This is a genomic window from Pseudomonas sp. S2_C11, from assembly GCF_054668395.1.
Window position 1 is genome coordinate 1,079,209 of sequence record NZ_CP162765.1, and the last position, 17,024, is coordinate 1,096,232.

Here is a 17,024-nt window from a genome sequence, read left to right on the forward strand (position 1 = left end):
ACTATGCGGTCACTCAGTCTCTTCGCGCTGTGCTGCTTCAGCTCCTTGTCCTTCGCTGCCGATGTGCCGGGCAGCCAGGATCTGCAAATCGTGCCGCGTCTGGCCGATGCTCAGATCGTCGACTATCGCCCGGCGGCCGAGCTGGAGCGCATCTACCCGCTGGGCTCGATCCGCAAGATCAGCGGCCAGTTGCGGTTCGACGGTCAGGTCACCGCCCGCGGCCAGACTACCTCGGTGACCTACGAGTTGCCGCCGGAACATTCCGCCACCGAAGCCTTTACTGCCGCCCGCGAAGCCCTGCAACAGCAGGATGCCGAATTGCTGTTCTGGTGCCAGGCCCGCGATTGCGGCGAAAGCAGCCTGTGGGCCAACGAGGTCTTCGGCAACGCCAAGCTGTATGGCTCTGACGAGCAACAGGCTTATCTGTTGTTGAGGCTGGCGGCGCCAAAGGACAACACGCTGGTGGCGCTCTACAGCATCACTCGCGGCAATCGCAAAGCCTATCTGCATGTCGAGCAATTCGAGGCTGCGGCGCCCTTGGGCGAATTGCTGCCGACCTCGGCGACCCTGCTGCGTCAGTTGAAAAGCACCGGCGAGCTGGATTTTCCGAAACTGGTCGATGAACCGGATGCCACCTGGCTGCGCCTGATTTCCCGTGGTCTGAATCTCGACACGACCTTGCGGGTTACGGTTTCCGGGCCCAAGGCCGAAGCCTGGCGCCAGGCGCTGATCAATCAGGGCGTACGGGCGGCACGTCTGGAAGCCGGCAATCTCGAAGGCTCTGGCCTGCGCATCGACTTGTTGCGATAAGCTGTGCCGGGCGAGCACGCACACAGTGTTCGCCTACTCTTTCGCTGACTGACTTTGCCGGGACTTCCCATGCTCAATAACGATCGCCTGCTGGTGCAGATTCTGCTGCTGGTGTTGTTTGGTGCCAGCCTTTGGGTGATGGCGCCGTTCTGGTCGGCGCTGTTCTGGGGCGCGGTGCTGGCGTTTGCCAGTTGGCCGCTGATGCGTTTGCTCACGCGCTGGCTCAATGGCCGCGAATCGCTGGCCGCGTTGATCCTGACACTGGGCTGGATGTTGCTGGTGGCGGCGCCACTGGTGTGGCTGGGTTTCAACCTCGCCGATCATGTGCGCGATGCCACGGCATTCATCAAGGATGTGCAGGTCGACGGTTTGCCGGAAGCACCGACCTGGCTTGGCAGCGTGCCTTTGGTTGGTGAGCGGCTGGTGTCGATGTGGGATAGCATCGATCAACAGGGCGCGGCGTTGATGGTCTCGATCAAGCCGTATCTGGGGCAGGTCGGCAACTGGTTGCTGGCACGCAGCGCGCAGATCGGCGGGGGGATTCTCGAGCTGACGCTGAGTCTGGTGTTCGTGTTCTTTTTCTACCGTGACGGGCCGCGACTGGCGGCGTTTGTGCACAGTCTGCTGCAGCGCTTGATTGGTGATCGTGCTGGCTATTACATCGAACTTGTCGCCGGTACGGTGCAGCGGGTGGTCAACGGTGTGATTGGTACAGCGGCGGCGCAGGCAGTGCTGGCGTTGATCGGCTTTTTCATTGCCGGGGTTCCCGGGGCGCTGGTGCTGGGGATCGTCACGTTTCTGCTGAGTCTGATTCCGATGGGGCCACCGCTGGTGTGGGTGCCGGCCACGGCGTGGTTGGCGTGGAAGGGCGAGTACGGGATGGCGGTGTTTCTCGGGATCTGGGGGACGTTCATCATCAGTGGCGTGGACAACGTGCTCAAGCCGTATCTGATCAGCCGTGGCGGTAATCTGCCGTTGGTGATTGTGTTGCTCGGGGTGTTTGGCGGGTTGATTGCGTTTGGCTTTATCGGGTTGTTTATTGGGCCTACGTTGTTGGCTGTGGCTTATAGTCTTTTGACGGATTGGAGTAAGAGTCAGGCTCGGGTCTAGGGGGGGCTTGGCGGCCTTTGGGCCGACCATGCTTGGGTTTGTTTGGTGTGAATATCCGAATGTTTCGCTGCGGGGGCTGGCGGTTCCGCCCTTACGGCGGGTCACCTTTTTCAAACGCCAAAAAGGTAACCCAAAAGGCTTGCTCCTGCGTTCGGCCCTCGCAGGCTCGGGTTCCTTCGCTGCGGGATCGATCTGGGCGCAGCGGCTCCGGTTTGCTTCGCTGCACCTACACTCGCTGTGTACGACTGCGTCGTACGGTCGCTGCGCTCCCACGCCCGGATCAATCCCTCCGCTCAGCCTTCCGACGTCGCCGGTGGATCAAGATCAAAAGCAGTACTCGAGCTTGCGCTCATTGTTGAGTGGGGCGGCTTCGCCGCGGGCAGCTGCGCTGCTTCGCTTTTGCTTTTGATTTTGTGGGAGCGAGCTTGCTCGCGAAGGCGGCCTGACAGCCGCCCCATCTCTCTCTGAAATCACTCGATCCCTGTGGGAGCTGGCTTGCCAGCGATAGCGCCCTCACATCCAGCCAATATCTACCGAATACAATCAGTTTCATTGTGGGAGCGAGCTTGCTCGCGAAGGCGGCCTGACAGCCGCCCCATCTCTCTCTGAAATCACTCGATCCCTGTGGGAGCTGGCTTGCCAGCGATAGCGCCCTCACATCCAGCCAATATCTACCGAATACAATCAGTTTCATTGTGGGAGCGAGCCTGCTCGCGAAGGCGGCCTGGCAGCTACCCATATCTCTCTGAAACCACTCGATCCCTGTGGGAGCTGGCTTGCCAGCGATAGCGCCCTCACATCCAACCAATATCTGCCGAATACACTCAGTTTCATTGTGGGAGCGAGCCTGCTCGCGAAGGCGGCCTGACAGCCGACCCATCTCTCTCTGAAATCACTCGATCCCTGTGGGAGCTGGCTTGCCAGCGATAGCGCCCTCACATCCAGCCAATATCTGCCGAATACACTCAGTTTCATTGTGGGAGCGAGCCTGCTCGCGAAGGCGGCCTGGCAGCCACCCCATCTCTCTCTGAAACCACTCGATCCCTGTGGGAGCTGGCTTGCCAGCGATAGCGCCTCCACATCCAACCAATATCTGCCGAATACACTCAGTTTCATTGTGGGAGCGAGCCTGCTCGCGAAGAGGCCGATACATTCAACCAAGGCATTGAATCATCAGACGCTTTCGCGAGCAGGCTCGCTCACACTTCAAGCCGGCTGAGCCTCAGCCCCGTGGCAAGCGGACAATGGCAGTCAGCCCGCCACCCGGCGTTTCTTCCAGATCCAACTGCCCACCCAGCCGCTGCGCGGCTTCGCGGGCGATGGTCATGCCCAGCCCTACGCCGCCGGAGTTGCGATTACGCGATCCCTCCAGTCGATAGAACGGCTCAAAAACCGCTTCCCGCTGTTCTTCAGCAATACCCGGTCCGTGATCAATCACCCGAATCAGCAGCTCTTCACGCTGTTCCAGCAGTTCAATCCGTGCCTGTCCGGCGTAGCGCAGGGCGTTGTCCAGCAGGTTGTTGATGCACGAACGCAGCGCCATCGGTTGCACTGGCAAAGGCGCGCAGTGGCCGCTGACCTGTACATCGGCGCCCTGGTCCTGGGCGTTTTCGCACAGCGATTCGACCAGCGCCTGCACGTCCAGCAACTGCAAGGCTTCGCTGGTGCGTTGTTCGTGCAGATAGGTGAGGGTGGCGTCGAGCATGCCGATCATGTCGTCCAGGTCCTGGCGCATCTGGCTTTGCAGTTTGTCGTCGCTGATGTTTTCCAGACGCAGTTTCAGGCGTGACAGTGGTGTGCGCAGGTCGTGGGAGACGGCGCCGAGCATGCGCGCGCGTTGCTGGACCTGTTCGCGGATGCGCCGTTGCATGAGGTTGAAGGTGTGCGCCGCTTGCCGGGCTTCGCGCGGGCCGGATTCGTCGAGGGGGGCGCTGTCGAGGTCTTCGCTCAGGCGCTCGGCGGCGTCGCTCAGGCGCTGGATCGGCCGGGTGAGCAGTTTGGCACCGTACCAGGCGGCGATCATCAGCGTGATGAATTGAAAGGTCAGCGGCACCACCGGGCCACCGAACCATGGGCGCGCTTGTCTCGGTGGATAAGCGGCGTCGTGCATGGGCGGTTGGCCGTCGATGTTCGCTGAGAACTCGGGCGGTGGTGGGGGCGGAGGAGGGCCGTAGAGCCTGAACCAGGCGAAGGCCAGCAGGTGCGCCAGGACAATCGCCGCGAACAGCACCCCGAACAGGCGACCGAACAGGGTGTCGAAGCGCGCCTTCATCAGCCGATGTCCCGCGCGTCGAACAGGTAACCCTCGCCGCGCACGGTCTTGATCAGTTGCGGGGCTTTCGGGTCGTCGCCGAGTTTTTGCCGCAGGCGCGAGACCAGCAGGTCGATGCTGCGGTCGAAGGCTTCGATCGAGCGACCGCGAGCGGCGTCAAGCAGTTGTTCGCGGCTGAGCACGCGGCGCGGGCGTTCGATGAAGACCCAGAGCAGGCGGAATTCGGCATTGGACAAGGGCACTACCAGGCCGTTGTCGGCGACCACTTGGCGCAGGACGCTGTTGAGGCGCCAGTTGTCGAAGCGAATGTTGGCGCGCTGGTCAGTGCGGTCGTCGCGCACGCGGCGCAGGATGGTCTGGATGCGGGCGACCAGCTCGCGTGGTTCGAACGGTTTGGCCATGTAATCGTCGGCGCCCAGTTCCAGGCCGATGATGCGGTCGGTGGGTTCGCAGCGGGCGGTGAGCATCAGGATCGGGATGTCCGATTCGGCGCGCAGCCAGCGACACAGCGACAGGCCGTCTTCGCCGGGCAGCATCAGGTCGAGGACGATGACGTCGAAATGTTCGCCCTGCAGCGCCTGGCGCATCGCCGCGCCGTCGGTGACGCCGCTGGCGTGAATGTTGAAACGGGCGAGGTAATCGATCATCAGCTCGCGGATCGGCACGTCATCGTCGACGATCAGCGCGCGGATGCTCCAGCGCTTGTCGTCTTTGCTTTCATCCGTCACGGTTGTCGGGGCGTTGTGCATGGGGCTGTTCACTGCCAGTGGTGGTTTCAGCATAGGCGTCCGGCCGGGGGGCGGGAAGTGCTGTTGTAAGGACGTGTTGCGCCGGGCGAGGCTAACCCGAATGCTTGTTGCGGGCGTGTCGGTTGTGTATCGGAGTCGACACAATAGCCGCGCCGGCTAAGCTGATAACCGCCAGCGCGACGATTTACCGATCATCGGGTGCCGCGCCGCCGCCGGTTCCGCTACAATGCGCGCCGTTTTCGACCAGCCTGAGAGCCCATCCATGTCCGCCTGCCAGACTCCTATCATCGTCGCCCTGGATTTCCCCACCCGTGACGCCGCACTGAAGCTGGCCGACCAGTTGGACCCGAAACTGTGCCGGGTCAAAGTGGGCAAGGAACTGTTCACCAGTTGCGCGGCGGAAATCGTCGGCACCCTGCGTGACAAGGGTTTTGAAGTGTTTCTGGATCTCAAATTCCACGACATCCCCAACACCACTGCTATGGCTGTGAAAGCCGCTGCCGAGATGGGTGTGTGGATGGTCAACGTGCACTGCTCGGGCGGTCTGCGCATGATGGCAGCCTGCCGCGAGGAGCTGGACAAGCGCAGTGGTCCGCAACCATTGTTGATTGGTGTGACCGTGCTGACCAGCATGGAGCGCGAGGATCTGGCCGGTATCGGTCTGGATATCGAGCCGCAGGAACAAGTGCTGCGTCTGGCGGCACTGGCCGAGAAGGCCGGGATGGACGGTCTGGTCTGTTCGGCGCTGGAAGCGTCGGCGCTGAAAACCGCGCACCCGTCGCTGCAACTGGTGACCCCGGGAATTCGCCCGGCGGGCAGTGCGCAAGACGATCAACGGCGCATTCTGACCCCGCGTCAGGCGCTGGATGCCGGTTCCGATTATCTGGTGATCGGCCGTCCGATCAGCCAGGCGGCGAACCCGGCGCAGGCGCTGGCGGCGGTTGTAGCGGAAATCGCCTGAACCTTATTGAAGATCCAACTGTGGGAGCGAGCCTGCTCGCGAAGAGGGAGTGTCAGTCGGCATCATTACCGACTGATCCACCGCTTTCGCGAGCAGGCTCGCTCCCACATTGGTTTCAGGCTGGCCTTAAACCTTCAGAACCAACTTGCCAAAGTTCTCGCCGTTGAACAGTTTCATCAGCGTCTCCGGGAACGTCTCCAGCCCTTCAACCACATCTTCCTTGCTCTTCAGCTGCCCGTTGACCATCCAGCCGGCCATCTCCTGCGCGGCGCTGGCGAACTGCGCGGCGTAGTCCATCACCACAAAACCTTCCATGCGCGCGCGATTGACCAGCAGTGACAGGTAATTGGCCGGGCCTTTGACCGCTTCTTTATTGTTGTACTGGCTGATCGCGCCGCAGATCACCACCCGCGCTTTCATGTTCAAGCGGCTCAGCACCGCGTCGAGAATGTCGCCACCGACGTTATCGAAGTACACGTCCACGCCTTTCGGGCATTCGCGCTTCAGACCGGCCACGACGTCTTCGGCCTTGTAATCGATGGCGCCGTCAAAGCCCAGTTCGTCGATGAGGAATTTGCACTTGTCGGCCCCGCCGGCAATGCCAACGACGCGGCAGCCTTTGATTTTGGCGATCTGCCCGGCCACGCTGCCCACCGCACCGGCCGCGCCGGACAGCACCACGGTGTCACCGGTTTTCGGTGCGCCGACGTCGAGCAGGGCGAAGTAGGCGGTCATGCCGGTCATGCCCAGTGCAGACAGATAGCGTGGCAATGGCGCGAGTTTCGGGTCGACCTTGTAGAAACCGCGCGGCTCGCCGAGGAAATAATCCTGCACACCGAGGGCGCCATTGACGTAATCGCCGACGGCGAAGCCAGGATTGTTCGAAGCGATGACTTTTCCCACGCCCAGTGCGCGCATGACCTCACCGAGACCGACCGGCGGGATGTAGGACTTGCCTTCGTTCATCCAGCCGCGCATGGCCGGGTCGAGGGATAGGTATTCGTTTTTCACCAGAATCTGTCCCGCCTGTGGCTCGCCGACCGGTACTTCCTGGTAAGTGAAAGTCTCGCGGGTCGCGGCGCCCACCGGGCGTTTGGCGAGCAGGAACTGGCGATTGGTCTGGTTGGTCATGACAGGCACTCGAATGGAATGAAGCCTTGTTGATAGCTCTTCAACGGCGATGTCGCAAGGTTGGCTGATACGGCGAATGCGAGTCCATCCAGTGCAGTGATGGTTACGGGGCGGGTTTCATCACTGCGGCGCATGCGCCGGTAAACAGCGATTGCATAGTGCTGACGTGCTTTCGCTGCCCTTGGCTATGCTGCGACGCCAACATCTCCCAGTTTTTTTGCATTCGAGGACATCTCCATGAGCATGACGTTTTCCGGTCAGGTGGTTGTAATCACGGGAGCCGCCTACGGCATCGGTCGCGCGACAGCCCTGGCGTTTGCCGCCGAAGGCCTGAAAGTGGTGGTGGCTGACCTCGACGCGGCTGGAGGCGAAGGCACGGTGGCGCTGATTCGTACCGCCGGTGGCGAAGCGTCCTTCGTGCGCTGCGACGTGACGGTGGAAAGCGATGTAAAAAATCTGATGGATGAGGTGATCAATACCTACGGTCGTCTCGACTATGCCTTCAACAACGCCGGGATCGAAATCGAGAAGGGCAAACTGGCCGACGGTACGCTGGACGAGTTCGACGCGATCATGGGCGTCAACGTCAAAGGCGTCTGGCTGTGCATGAAGTATCAATTGCCGTTGCTGTTGGCGCAGGGCGGTGGCGCGATCGTCAACACGGCGTCGGTAGCCGGGCTGGGTGCGGCGCCGAAGATGAGCATCTACGCGGCGTCGAAACATGCGGTGATCGGCCTGACCAAATCGGCGGCGATCGAATACGCGAAGAAGAAAATCCGCGTCAACGCAGTGTGCCCGGCGGTAATCGACACAGACATGTTCCGCCGCGCCTACGAAGCTGACCCGAAGAAAGGCGAATTCGCCAATGCCATGCATCCGGTCGGACGCATCGGCAAGGTCGAGGAAATCGCCAGCGCGGTGCTGTATCTGTGCAGCGATGGCGCAGCGTTCACCACTGGGCACTCATTGGCGGTGGACGGCGGCGTGACGGCGTTCTGAAAGTTGCCGAAATACAAAGAACCCGCCTGCGTGCGGGTTTTTTTGTACCTCGCGGTCGGTCCCTGTGAATACCGTTAAACAATGTGTATCAAACCGTTAGAACTGGCGCATTTGGCGGTGTTGTCGCACAGCCTCGGCGGTGCGGCTGTGATTTACTGCTGCCAGCAAAACTGACAGGAGTTTGCGAGCTCATGGAACTGAGAATTGACCGACAGGCAATGGTGCCGGTCGTGCAGCAGATCGTCGACGGAATGACTGACTGGATTGTGCAAAGCGGCATCCCGCCGGCCACCCGGTTACCCTCCGTACGGCAAATCGCCCGGGGGAATCTGCTCAGCCAGTCGTGCGTTGTCGAAGCCTGCGAGCGCCTGGTTTCGCAAGGCGTATTGACCACACGCCAGGGCGCGGGATTCATCGTCGCGGCCTCGCCGGCATTGCGCGAAACGGACTCGGAACTGGCAGTGTTCGAGGGCCGCCATGCGTGGTGCGATGAGGTGAGCGCTTCGACGGGTCGCTTGATCTTGGGGCAAGGAGGCTTGCCGCCGAGCTGGCGTGAGCCCGACGACCTCAGCTACGCGCTGCGCGAGGTGGCACGCACCGACATGGCCAGCCTGTTCAATTACAGCTCGCCACTGGGGTTGCCAGCGTTGCGCGAGCAAATTGCCAAGCGTCTGAAACTGCTGAATATCGACGCCTGCAATACCCGGCTTATGAGCACCAGCGGTGCCAGTCATGCGCTTGACCTGATCGTGCGCACCCTGTTCAAGGCTGGCGATTGCGTGGTGGTGGAAACGCCCGGTTATGCACCGTTGTTTGACCTGTTGCGTCTGCACGGCGTACAGATGCTCGAAGTTCGTCGTACGCCGAGCGGGCCGGACATCGACATGCTCGAGTCGGTGCTGCGTCAGTTTCGTCCCGGCGCCCTGTTCATCGGCAGTCATCACCACAATCCCACCGGCAGTTGCCTGACGCCTGCGGTGGCCCAGCGTATCGTGCAGTTGAGCAAGACCTACGACCTGCGCGTGATCGAAGATGACGTCTACGCTGATCTGCACACCGGCAACGGTACGCGGTTGGCGGCGCTGGACCATGGCGGCCGGGTCATTTATGTCGGCAGCTTCTCCAAGACACTGAGCAGCTCGTTGCGGGTCGGTTTTGTCCTGGCGGACAGCGAACTGCTGAAGCGCCTGGCGGAGGTCAAGATGATCAGCGGCCTGGGCTGTTCGAGGCTGGCCGAGGCGGTATTGGCCAGACTGATGGCGACCGGCGCCTATCGCAAACTGGTGCAGCGCCAGCGTCAGCGCTTGAATGCCGATCGCGCGGCGGCCTTGCAGGCACTGGAAGACGCCGAGTGGGAAGTGTTCGGCAAGCCGGTTGGCGGGCTGTTTATCTGGGCGCGGGCACGCTTGCGCGACCAGGCGTCGGTGCGCAGGCAGGCCCAGCACTGCGGGCTGGAGTTGTCAGCAGCGGACGCTTTCAGTCCCAGCGGTGAGTGCGGTGACTGGCAGCGCATCAATGTGGCCTGTGCCTGCGACCCACGGGCGCGGCAGTTTTTTCGCAATACCTGCGCGGATCGACCTCCAGCATTCTGAAAACGACGCGGGCGTAGCTTTTTGCCATTATTCCGACGCCAGAGTCTTGTGCTGGTTCGAGCCCGTTGCGAATCTTCGGCAACAGACTTTGGCAGGGGACTACGCGCAATGATTTCGGCCGTGCAAGGACGTTTTGCCAACCTCGGTATGGCGAAAAAACTGGGTATCGGATTTGTGCTCGTCTTGTTGCTGACTGCGTTGGTGGCGGCGATCGGCGTCTGGTCGCTGCAAACCATCAGTCTGCGTTTCGACGGCTTGAAGCAGATGTCCGCGCTCAACAGCGGCCTGCTCAAGGTGCGCCTGCTCGAGCAGGAATACGCCCTGCGCGGCAATCCGAAAACCGCCGATGCCTTGCGCGAAGGCGTCGATGGGCTGGTTGTTCTAGCCGGCGAGCTCAAGGCACATTCCCCGGCCAATGTGCCGGTGATGAGCGATGTCGAGCAAGCGCTGGGCGCGTATCGCAAGGCCTTCGATGAATTCGTCTCGCTGAGCCAGGCCAAGGACCTCGCGCTGGAGATGGCCAGTTGGTCGGTGTCCAGCGTGGCCAATAACCTCGACGTGTTGCAGAGCGGGCTGGCCGATGATGGCGCCTATACGTTGAAAGACACCGAGGGCAAGGACGGCGCCCAGTTCATCGAACAGGCGAATCAGGTCAGTCAGGTCTCGCGACTGATGCTGCAGGCGATGAACGAAGCGCGGGTGCGGCTGGATCAAAGCCGCAAGGGCGATGCCGACAATGCCGGCCAAGGCAACATCGAGCAGGCCGCGCAAGCGCAGGAGCAGGCCGAGGCGCTGAAAACCACGGTCAAGGACGAGGGCTATCTGACTGTGCTCAACGAAGTGTCGGGGCATATCGCCGGATTCAACGAGAAACTGGCTGAATACACCGGTTTGCTGGCGCAAGAAAAAACTGTGTACGAGCAACTGCATCAGCGCGCTGCGCAGGTGGTGGACCGGGTCAATCAGGCCTATGTCGCCGAAGATGCTTCGATGCAGGCGGAGCTGAAAAAGAACACGGTGTTGATCATTGGCTCTTCGGCGCTGGCCTTGTTGGTCGGATTGCTCGCCGCGTGGGTGATCACGCGCCTGATCGTGGCGCCGCTGCGCAGTGTGATTCGCGTGGCGCAGCAGATTGCTGCGGGTGATCTGACGGCGAAGGTCGAGGTGACGCGCCGCGATGAAATGGGGCAATTGATGTTGGCCATGCAGCAGATGGCTGCCGGTCTCGGCACGATTGTCAGCGGCTTGCAGGCCGGCATCGAGCGCTTGGCCGGTTCCGCGCAATCGCTGTCGGCAGTGACCGAGCAGACCAATCTGGAGGTCAACAGCCAGAAGGAGGAAACCGAGCAGGTCGCCACCGCCATGAACCAGATGACCGCCACCGTGCATGACGTCGCGCGCAATGCCGAAGAAGCAGCTCTCGCGGCGCAGACGGCGGATGACAAGGTCGAGAGCGGCCAGCAGGTGGTGCGTCAAAGCATGGCGCGGATCGAGCAGTTGGCGGATTCAGCGACCTCGGCCAGTTCCAGCATCGAGAGCCTCAGCGCCGAAATTCAGAATATCGGCACGGTGCTGGAGGTGATCAAGAGCGTGGCCGAGCAGACCAATCTGTTGGCGCTGAACGCGGCAATCGAAGCCGCGCGCGCCGGCGAGCAGGGCAGGGGGTTTGCGGTGGTGGCCGATGAGGTGCGTGCGCTGGCACGGCGTACGCAGCAATCGACCGAGGAGATCGAACGCTTGGTCAGTGCCCTGCGCGCGGCGGCGCAGTCGTCGGTGCAGCAGATTCGCAGCAGTGGCGAACTGGTGAAGCTGGCGGTCAGTGATGCGTTGCAGACCGAGAGTGCGCTGGGGAGTATTGCCGCGGCGGTGTCGTTGATTCAGCAGATGAATCAGCAGATCGCGGCGGCGGCGGAGGAGCAGAGTTCGGTGGCGGAGGAGATCAATCGCAGTGTTACGCAGATTCGTGCGAGTGCGGATCACTCTTCCGTGGCCATGCGCGGGAATGCGGCTTCGAGTGTTGAGCTGGCGCAGTTGGGTGGCGAGTTGCGCTCGATGGTTGGGCATTTTCGGCTTTGAGCCTTGGCGGCCCTCGGGCCGGCCAGGCTCTCGGCTTCGCCGCGTGGGGATGGCCCAGTCTTGCTTTTGCTGTTCTGTGGGAGCTGGCTTGCCAGCGACGGCGGCCTGACACCCGACCGATTTTTACCTGAGAACACTGCTTCCCAATGTGGGAGCGAGCCTGCTCGCGAAAGCGGCCTTCAATTCACATTCTCTTTCAAGTCGCCCACAAAAAAGCCACCAATAACGGTGGCTTCTCTTCCAGCATTCCCGCCTCAGTCGTAAATCACTTTTTTCTTCCAGTCCGCATCGGCTTCGACATCCTTCAAACCGGCGGTCAGTTGGTTTTCTTCACCTTCCACCGGGGCAATCTTGTCCATGACCTGGGCGTTCGCTCGGGCGAGGAGTTTTTCCAGGTATTGCAGTTGCTCCGCGTACATCTGCGGGTCCTGCTGTTTGCGCAGATATTGCACGCCGCGTTCGAAGGCGAGGCGGGCCTGGCCGGGTTGGTTTTGTTGCAGGGACTGTTGGCCGAGGTTGTTGAAGAATTCGATGTGCAGCAGCACGAGGATGTGGCGCACTTCGCGGATCCATTGTTTGGCTTCGTTCGGTGGCAGGAAGCCGTCGTGGGCGGCGCGGGTGATCTGGCCGTGCAGGGCTTCGAGGAGGAAGCGCACGTCTTTGGCTTTGGCTTCGGTGAGGATCGGCGCGGGCGGGTTGTTCACCGGGATCGATTCGCCTTGCGCAACGAGGGCGCTGAGTTCGGTGATGCGGGCCTTGGTGGTTGCGCTGGTCTTTTCCAGATTGAGCAGGCGCTGGCAGACGTTGAGTTCCAGGCGGGTCAGCAGCAACTTGAGCGCCGGGGTCATGAACTGGCCGGGGAAGGTTTCGGTCAGTTCGCCGCAGCGGCGCAGGCGGTCGTTGAGTTCGACTTTGGTGCGGGCCTTCTCCAGTTTGTTGTTTTCCACCACATGGTTCATGTAGCCAATGGCGATCAGAATTGCGATCCCGGCTACGACTAGCAGGGTGATCATGAGTGGTGTCACCGGTAAGACCTCTTTATAGGGTTCGCATGCGAGTGTAGTGGCTGGGCATTTAGGCGCCTAGCGCCGCTCGACGGGTTTGATCGGCTGCTGCAATCTGTATCGGCCGCCAGCGGTATAGATGAATGCTGGCGCTTGATGTGCAGATTGCCATCACTGTGCGGTGGACTATAACGTCTTGGCGAGTGGCGGAATATAGGCGTCAGGTTTCGGACGACGGAAAAGCCTTACGCGGCCCGTAATCCGGGTCGAAGTCATTGATTTAAATAAATTTATATCAGGGGGTTGACGACCTCTCAATCCATCCATAGAATGCGCGCCACTTGCAGCGTAAAGCACACAGCGAAACGCGGCAGGGAGTGAATGTTGTAGTGTGTCCCCTTCGTCTAGTGGCCTAGGACACCGCCCTTTCACGGCGGTAACAGGGGTTCGAGTCCCCTAGGGGACGCCAATGCGGGAATAGCTCAGTTGGTAGAGCACGACCTTGCCAAGGTCGGGGTCGCGAGTTCGAGTCTCGTTTCCCGCTCCAATTTTAAACAGCAGTGCTTTCGGGCGGTGCTGAGTGAAACCAGAACCAAATCTTCGGATGCGGATCTGGACACCGAAACACACACCATGTGTTCCGGGTAGCGTGTCCCCTTCGTCTAGTGGCCTAGGACACCGCCCTTTCACGGCGGTAACAGGGGTTCGAGTCCCCTAGGGGACGCCATTTGCGGGAATAGCTCAGTTGGTAGAGCACGACCTTGCCAAGGTCGGGGTCGCGAGTTCGAGTCTCGTTTCCCGCTCCAATTTCACAAAAACGCCGATCAGTGATGATCGGCGTTTTTGTTTGTGCGCGTTTTGTGGTGGCAATAAAAAAGGACCTTTTCACAGGTCCTTTTTTATTTTGAGCCCGGTCATCGGTGACTGGGCTCAGGCAGGGCTTTACAGCTTCGGCAACTGCCCGACACGCCCCATCATTTCCGTGACGATCTGCAGATCCAGCAGGAACTGGTCGACGGTCTTGAATTCGCCATCGGTGTGGCCGGTGTATTTGGCTTCCGGTCGCGCCAGGCCGAATTGCACACCGTTCGGCAATTCGTGAACCGAAGTCGCGCCAGCGGAAGTACCGAATTCCGACTTCATGCCGAGGTTTTCGCTGGCTACGGCAAGCAGCGCCTTGACCCACTCACCCTCGGGGTTGCGATACATCGGTTCGGCCACTGAGTAGTCGAACGCCACGGCAACGTGAGTCTTCTTGCTCCAGGCGTCCAGTTTCTCAGCGATCTCAGCCTTGAGCTTTTCCGGGGATTTACCCTTCGGCACCCGCAGGTTCACCGCCAGTTTGAAGGCTTTGTCGTCCTCGCCGACGTAGGTCAGCGAGGTGGTCAGTGGTCCCATGAACGAATCGGAGAAGCCCACGCCAAGTTTTTTGCCCAGATAATCCAGGCCCCAGTTGTCATCGGCATAACGTGCGGCATCGGTGAACTGGCTGTGCTTGAGCGCGACTTTGCCGTCCAGGCTGTTGATGAAGCTCAGCATCCGCGCGACCGGGTTGACGCCGGACTCTGGTTCGGAGGAGTGCGCAGAAACCCCCGTCACGGTCAGTTTGACGTTTTTGCCATCAACCTTTGCCGCGACTTCGAAGTCGCCGCCGTTGGCTTTGGCGTAGGCGTCGCCGGCTTTTTGCAGACTGGCGGCGAGCTTGGCAGGCTTGTCGGTTACCAGCGTGGCCACCGACGCGGACGGAATCTGGTTGGTCGCCTTGCCGCCGGTCATCGAAATGATTTCCGCGCCGTTGCCTTCGCCTTTGCGTTTGGCAAAGTTGGCCATGACGATGCCGTAACCTTTTTCGGCGATCACTACCGGATAACCGCCGTCCAGCGCCATGTTGTAGTTCGGCGTCGGGTTGCGCTCGAAGTAATAGGGAATGGCGTCGCCGCTGGTTTCTTCGGTGGTGTCGACCAGCAGCTTGAAGTTACGCGCCAGTGGCAGTTTCTCGTCCTTGATCACTTTCATGGCGTACAGCGCCACGACGATCGCGTTCTTGTCATCCTCTGTGCCACGACCGTACATGCGATCGCCAATCAGCGTGACTTTGAACGGGTCGAGTTTGGTGCCATCTTTCAGCACCCAGTTTTCCGGCGTCACCGGCACCACATCGGCGTGGGCATGAATGCCAACGACTTCGTCGCCTTTGCCATCCAGAGAGATTTCGTAGATACGGTTATCGATGTTGCGGAATTTCAAACCAAAGGATTCGGCGAGTTTCTGGATCTCGCCGGCAATCTTGATGAATTCCGGGTTGTCGTGTTGCTCCACGCCGTCCTTGCGGAAGGTCGGGATCTCGACGAGTTGGCGCAGGGTTTCCAGCGCGGCCTTGCCATATTTCACGCGGGTATAAATGCCCAGCAGACGGTGAATTTCATTCTGCTGTTCGGCGTTCAGGGTCTTGTTGTCGAGGAAGGCGCTGATGGACGGGTTGAGATTATCCGTCTTGGCCAGGTCGCTTTTCGCCAGGCTGCCAAGGAAGCTGCGGAAATCCGTCAAGCTCTTGCCGTCAAAGGATTTCAGGATCGCTGCACTTTGCTCGGCAGTGATGTTGGCTTGTGCGGCGCTGGTAAACGCGGTGAGGCTGGCCATGACCAGAGTGGCAGCGGCCAGTTTTTTCAGGGAAAAGACCATGTAACAGGCATTCCTTTGCTAGAGATTGGGAAAATATGTCTGACGCTTGCGGCAGAAACATTTTGCAACCTACCACCATGAGCAGGTGAAGAGGGAGTCACAAACTTGATCTGTCGCACAGAAATGCAAAAGAGACGCACAAATGAAAAAGTCCCGGCGGGTGATGGCCGGGACTTTTTTGTGTGGGTTACATCGACAGCATCAGGCGGCCGGCAAATAGAATGAGGATGACGCCCATGCTGCGCTCGAACCAGTGTCCAAGGCGCATGAACAGCAGGCGCACTTTGTTGCTGGAGAAAAACAGCGCGACGATCACAAACCACAGCGCGTTGACGAAGCACATCCACAATCCGTAGAACGCCTGGATCTGCAGCGGTGTGCTGGCGCTGATGATCGTGGTGAAGATCGCCAGGAAGAACAGCGTGGCTTTGGGGTTGGTCGCGTTGGTCAGAAAACCGGTGCTGAATGCCTTGAACAGTGACTGTTCAACCAGCGGCTCATCGGCGGTTTTTTCACCTTCGACGCTGCTCTTCGGTTTGCTGCGGATCAGGCTGACGCCCAGATAGAGGATGTAAGCCCCACCGACCACTTTGGCCACAGTCAGCAGCCACGGCGTGGTGTGCATCAGGGCGCCGACGCCGAGCAGGGTATACAGCACATGCACGGAAATCCCCGCGCCGATGCCCAGCGCGGTGCAGATGCCGACGAGGCGACCGAAGCGCACGCTTTGGCGGATGGTCACGGCGAAGTCCGGACCGGGCGCAACCACGGCGAGAAAGTGGATGGTGGCCAATGCGAGAAACTCGCCCAGGTAATTGGAAAGCATGTCAGCTCCAGAAAGTCAGAGGGGAGGCATTGCCGCGATAGCCGACAAAGAACGACAGGCTCAAACGCGGATCCGCGACGCCCGGAGTTACCGAGTGCATGCGCCGCGAATTGAACATGATGAAATCGCCGGGCTGCGGTCGTACCTCGAGGGCGGGCGGCCCCAGCAGCGACGGCTCGATGCCATAACTGTCGCCACGCATTTCGTCGAATTGATCGGGGGTGATGTGGTCATTCCACATCTGCAAGGCGCCACCCTCGGCGGGCATGTTCAGGTAGACGTTGCAGGCAAATTGCGCCTCGAGACTGCGAGCCTGAAAACTGTCCGGGGCGTCCTTGGCGAAGATGTCGTGATGAGCAAGAAAGCACACGCCGGGTCTGACCACCCGCGACAAACCGACATACATCTTGCGCCCGTAGAGATTTTCCAGATGCGCGCCGGCAGGCCAGGACTCGTCGAGCATGCAGCGCAGGGTGTCGATCGGCGAAGAGTAGGGCGCGCAGCGCTGGCGCAGTTCGTCGATGTTGCGGGTTGCGCGTTCGAAGTAATCCTCGATCAGCAGCGGCTGGTTTTCCGCCTCGTAGAAGGCCATGCCGATGCGGCCGATGCTCGGTGCGTTGATGTAGCCCTCAAAGCCCGGGGCGAGGATCTTGTCGCCAATTTCGATCGCCAGCGGCTCGGGCAGAAAGCGTTTGACGCGGATGGCGAGGACTTCTTCGTTGGCCAGTTTTTTTATGCACGTCTCATCGAGACGCTCGACGTCTAGCATCATTTTTTTAGGTCCATCTATCGATAGTCAACGGAACCGGCGA

Annotated in this window: 13 protein-coding genes, 4 tRNA genes and 1 pseudogene; 11 read left to right on the forward strand and 7 right to left on the reverse strand. The window is 60.4% G+C overall.

Annotated elements, in window-relative coordinates:
• Positions 1-3: 3 nt before the first annotated feature.
• Together AB4N48_RS05015 and AB4N48_RS05020 are read left to right on the forward strand one after the other, a co-directional pair.
• Positions 4-810 carry a DUF4892 domain-containing protein gene (locus AB4N48_RS05015; protein WP_056788158.1) on the forward strand — a complete coding sequence of 269 codons (807 nt, stop codon included), beginning with the start codon at positions 4-6 and terminating at the stop codon, positions 808-810.
• Between the two features lie 69 nt (positions 811-879).
• Positions 880-1,920 (forward strand): AI-2E family transporter, encoded by a 1,041-nt coding sequence (locus AB4N48_RS05020; protein WP_041479597.1) that lies wholly within the window; start codon positions 880-882, stop codon positions 1,918-1,920.
• Between the two features lie 1,222 nt (positions 1,921-3,142).
• Here AB4N48_RS05020 and AB4N48_RS05025 read toward each other — a convergent pair.
• Together AB4N48_RS05025 and AB4N48_RS05030 are read right to left on the reverse strand one after the other, a co-directional pair.
• On the reverse strand, positions 3,143-4,192 hold the full coding sequence (locus AB4N48_RS05025; RefSeq protein WP_095181600.1) for an ATP-binding protein: 1,050 nt from the start codon (positions 4,190-4,192) through the stop codon (positions 3,143-3,145).
• On the reverse strand, positions 4,192-4,941 hold the full coding sequence (locus tag AB4N48_RS05030; RefSeq protein ID WP_041479472.1) for a response regulator: 750 nt from the start codon (positions 4,939-4,941) through the stop codon (positions 4,192-4,194). The genes AB4N48_RS05025 and AB4N48_RS05030 overlap by 1 nt, the downstream gene beginning before the upstream one ends.
• Before the next feature lie 262 nt (positions 4,942-5,203).
• Between AB4N48_RS05030 and pyrF the strand changes: the two genes are divergently transcribed.
• Complete coding sequence (gene pyrF / locus AB4N48_RS05035; protein ID WP_041479471.1) at positions 5,204-5,902, forward strand: orotidine-5'-phosphate decarboxylase; 699 nt, start codon at positions 5,204-5,206, stop codon at positions 5,900-5,902.
• A 126-nt stretch (positions 5,903-6,028) separates the two neighbouring features.
• On the opposite strand, the gene AB4N48_RS05040 is transcribed toward pyrF, so the two are convergent.
• Positions 6,029-7,033 (reverse strand): NADP-dependent oxidoreductase, encoded by a 1,005-nt coding sequence (locus AB4N48_RS05040; protein WP_460094902.1) that lies wholly within the window; start codon positions 7,031-7,033, stop codon positions 6,029-6,031.
• Positions 7,034-7,270: 237 nt separating this feature from the next.
• Between AB4N48_RS05040 and AB4N48_RS05045 the strand changes: the two genes are divergently transcribed.
• The 4 genes and pseudogenes from AB4N48_RS05045 (at position 7,271) to AB4N48_RS05060 (ending at position 11,700) form a co-directional block, all read left to right on the forward strand.
• Positions 7,271-8,032, forward strand: a complete 762-nt coding sequence (locus AB4N48_RS05045; protein ID WP_016773663.1) for an SDR family oxidoreductase — start codon at positions 7,271-7,273, stop codon at positions 8,030-8,032.
• Positions 8,033-8,223: 191 nt separating this feature from the next.
• Positions 8,224-9,624 (forward strand): aminotransferase-like domain-containing protein, encoded by a 1,401-nt coding sequence (locus AB4N48_RS05050; RefSeq protein ID WP_056788172.1) that lies wholly within the window; start codon positions 8,224-8,226, stop codon positions 9,622-9,624.
• A 990-nt stretch (positions 9,625-10,614) separates the two neighbouring features.
• Positions 10,615-10,791, forward strand: a pseudogene (locus AB4N48_RS05055) (HAMP domain-containing protein); the annotation flags it as partial.
• Between the two features lie 204 nt (positions 10,792-10,995).
• Complete coding sequence (locus AB4N48_RS05060) at positions 10,996-11,700, forward strand: methyl-accepting chemotaxis protein (protein WP_415763996.1); 705 nt, start codon at positions 10,996-10,998, stop codon at positions 11,698-11,700.
• 254 nt (positions 11,701-11,954) lie between these two features.
• Here the strand turns inward: AB4N48_RS05060 and AB4N48_RS05065 are convergent, their stop codons facing one another.
• On the reverse strand, positions 11,955-12,713 hold the full coding sequence (locus AB4N48_RS05065; protein WP_039764159.1) for a hypothetical protein: 759 nt from the start codon (positions 12,711-12,713) through the stop codon (positions 11,955-11,957).
• Positions 12,714-13,097: 384 nt separating this feature from the next.
• On the opposite strand from AB4N48_RS05065, the gene AB4N48_RS05070 reads away from it, so the two are divergent.
• The 4 genes from AB4N48_RS05070 (at position 13,098) to AB4N48_RS05085 (ending at position 13,510) form a co-directional block, all read left to right on the forward strand.
• Positions 13,098-13,173, forward strand: a tRNA-Glu gene (locus tag AB4N48_RS05070).
• Positions 13,174-13,175: 2 nt separating this feature from the next.
• Positions 13,176-13,251, forward strand: a tRNA-Gly gene (locus AB4N48_RS05075).
• A gap of 104 nt (positions 13,252-13,355) precedes the next feature.
• Positions 13,356-13,431: transfer RNA gene (locus AB4N48_RS05080), tRNA-Glu, on the forward strand.
• 3 nt (positions 13,432-13,434) lie between these two features.
• Positions 13,435-13,510: transfer RNA gene (locus tag AB4N48_RS05085), tRNA-Gly, on the forward strand.
• Between the two features lie 136 nt (positions 13,511-13,646).
• On the opposite strand, the gene AB4N48_RS05090 is transcribed toward AB4N48_RS05085, so the two are convergent.
• The 3 genes from AB4N48_RS05090 to AB4N48_RS05100 form a co-directional block, all read right to left on the reverse strand.
• A complete protein-coding gene (locus tag AB4N48_RS05090; RefSeq protein ID WP_460094903.1) occupies positions 13,647-15,386 on the reverse strand; it encodes a dipeptidase in 1,740 nt (579 codons plus the stop codon).
• Between the two features lie 187 nt (positions 15,387-15,573).
• On the reverse strand, positions 15,574-16,212 hold the full coding sequence (locus AB4N48_RS05095; protein WP_016773667.1) for a LysE family translocator: 639 nt from the start codon (positions 16,210-16,212) through the stop codon (positions 15,574-15,576).
• Between the two features lies 1 nt (position 16,213).
• A complete protein-coding gene (locus AB4N48_RS05100; protein ID WP_460094905.1) occupies positions 16,214-16,984 on the reverse strand; it encodes a 2OG-Fe(II) oxygenase in 771 nt (256 codons plus the stop codon).
• Positions 16,985-17,024: the final 40 nt, after the last annotated feature.

Bases quoted from the DNA above. Each gene is read 5' to 3' on its own strand.
- AB4N48_RS05015 (WP_056788158.1), top strand. From the start codon at position 4: ATGCGGTCACTCAGTCTCTTCGCGCTGTGCTGCTTCAGCTCCTTGTCC.
- AB4N48_RS05020 (WP_041479597.1), top strand. From the start codon at position 880: ATGCTCAATAACGATCGCCTGCTGGTGCAGATTCTGCTGCTGGTGTTG.
- AB4N48_RS05025 (WP_095181600.1), bottom strand. From the start codon at position 4,192: ATGAAGGCGCGCTTCGACACCCTGTTCGGTCGCCTGTTCGGGGTGCTG.
- AB4N48_RS05030 (WP_041479472.1), bottom strand. From the start codon at position 4,941: ATGCACAACGCCCCGACAACCGTGACGGATGAAAGCAAAGACGACAAG.
- pyrF (WP_041479471.1), top strand. From the start codon at position 5,204: ATGTCCGCCTGCCAGACTCCTATCATCGTCGCCCTGGATTTCCCCACC.
- AB4N48_RS05040 (WP_460094902.1), bottom strand. From the start codon at position 7,033: ATGACCAACCAGACCAATCGCCAGTTCCTGCTCGCCAAACGCCCGGTG.
- AB4N48_RS05045 (WP_016773663.1), top strand. From the start codon at position 7,271: ATGAGCATGACGTTTTCCGGTCAGGTGGTTGTAATCACGGGAGCCGCC.
- AB4N48_RS05050 (WP_056788172.1), top strand. From the start codon at position 8,224: ATGGAACTGAGAATTGACCGACAGGCAATGGTGCCGGTCGTGCAGCAG.
- AB4N48_RS05060 (WP_415763996.1), top strand. From the start codon at position 10,996: ATGACCGCCACCGTGCATGACGTCGCGCGCAATGCCGAAGAAGCAGCT.
- AB4N48_RS05065 (WP_039764159.1), bottom strand. From the start codon at position 12,713: ATGATCACCCTGCTAGTCGTAGCCGGGATCGCAATTCTGATCGCCATT.
- AB4N48_RS05090 (WP_460094903.1), bottom strand. From the start codon at position 15,386: ATGGTCTTTTCCCTGAAAAAACTGGCCGCTGCCACTCTGGTCATGGCC.
- AB4N48_RS05095 (WP_016773667.1), bottom strand. From the start codon at position 16,212: ATGCTTTCCAATTACCTGGGCGAGTTTCTCGCATTGGCCACCATCCAC.
- AB4N48_RS05100 (WP_460094905.1), bottom strand. From the start codon at position 16,984: ATGATGCTAGACGTCGAGCGTCTCGATGAGACGTGCATAAAAAAACTG.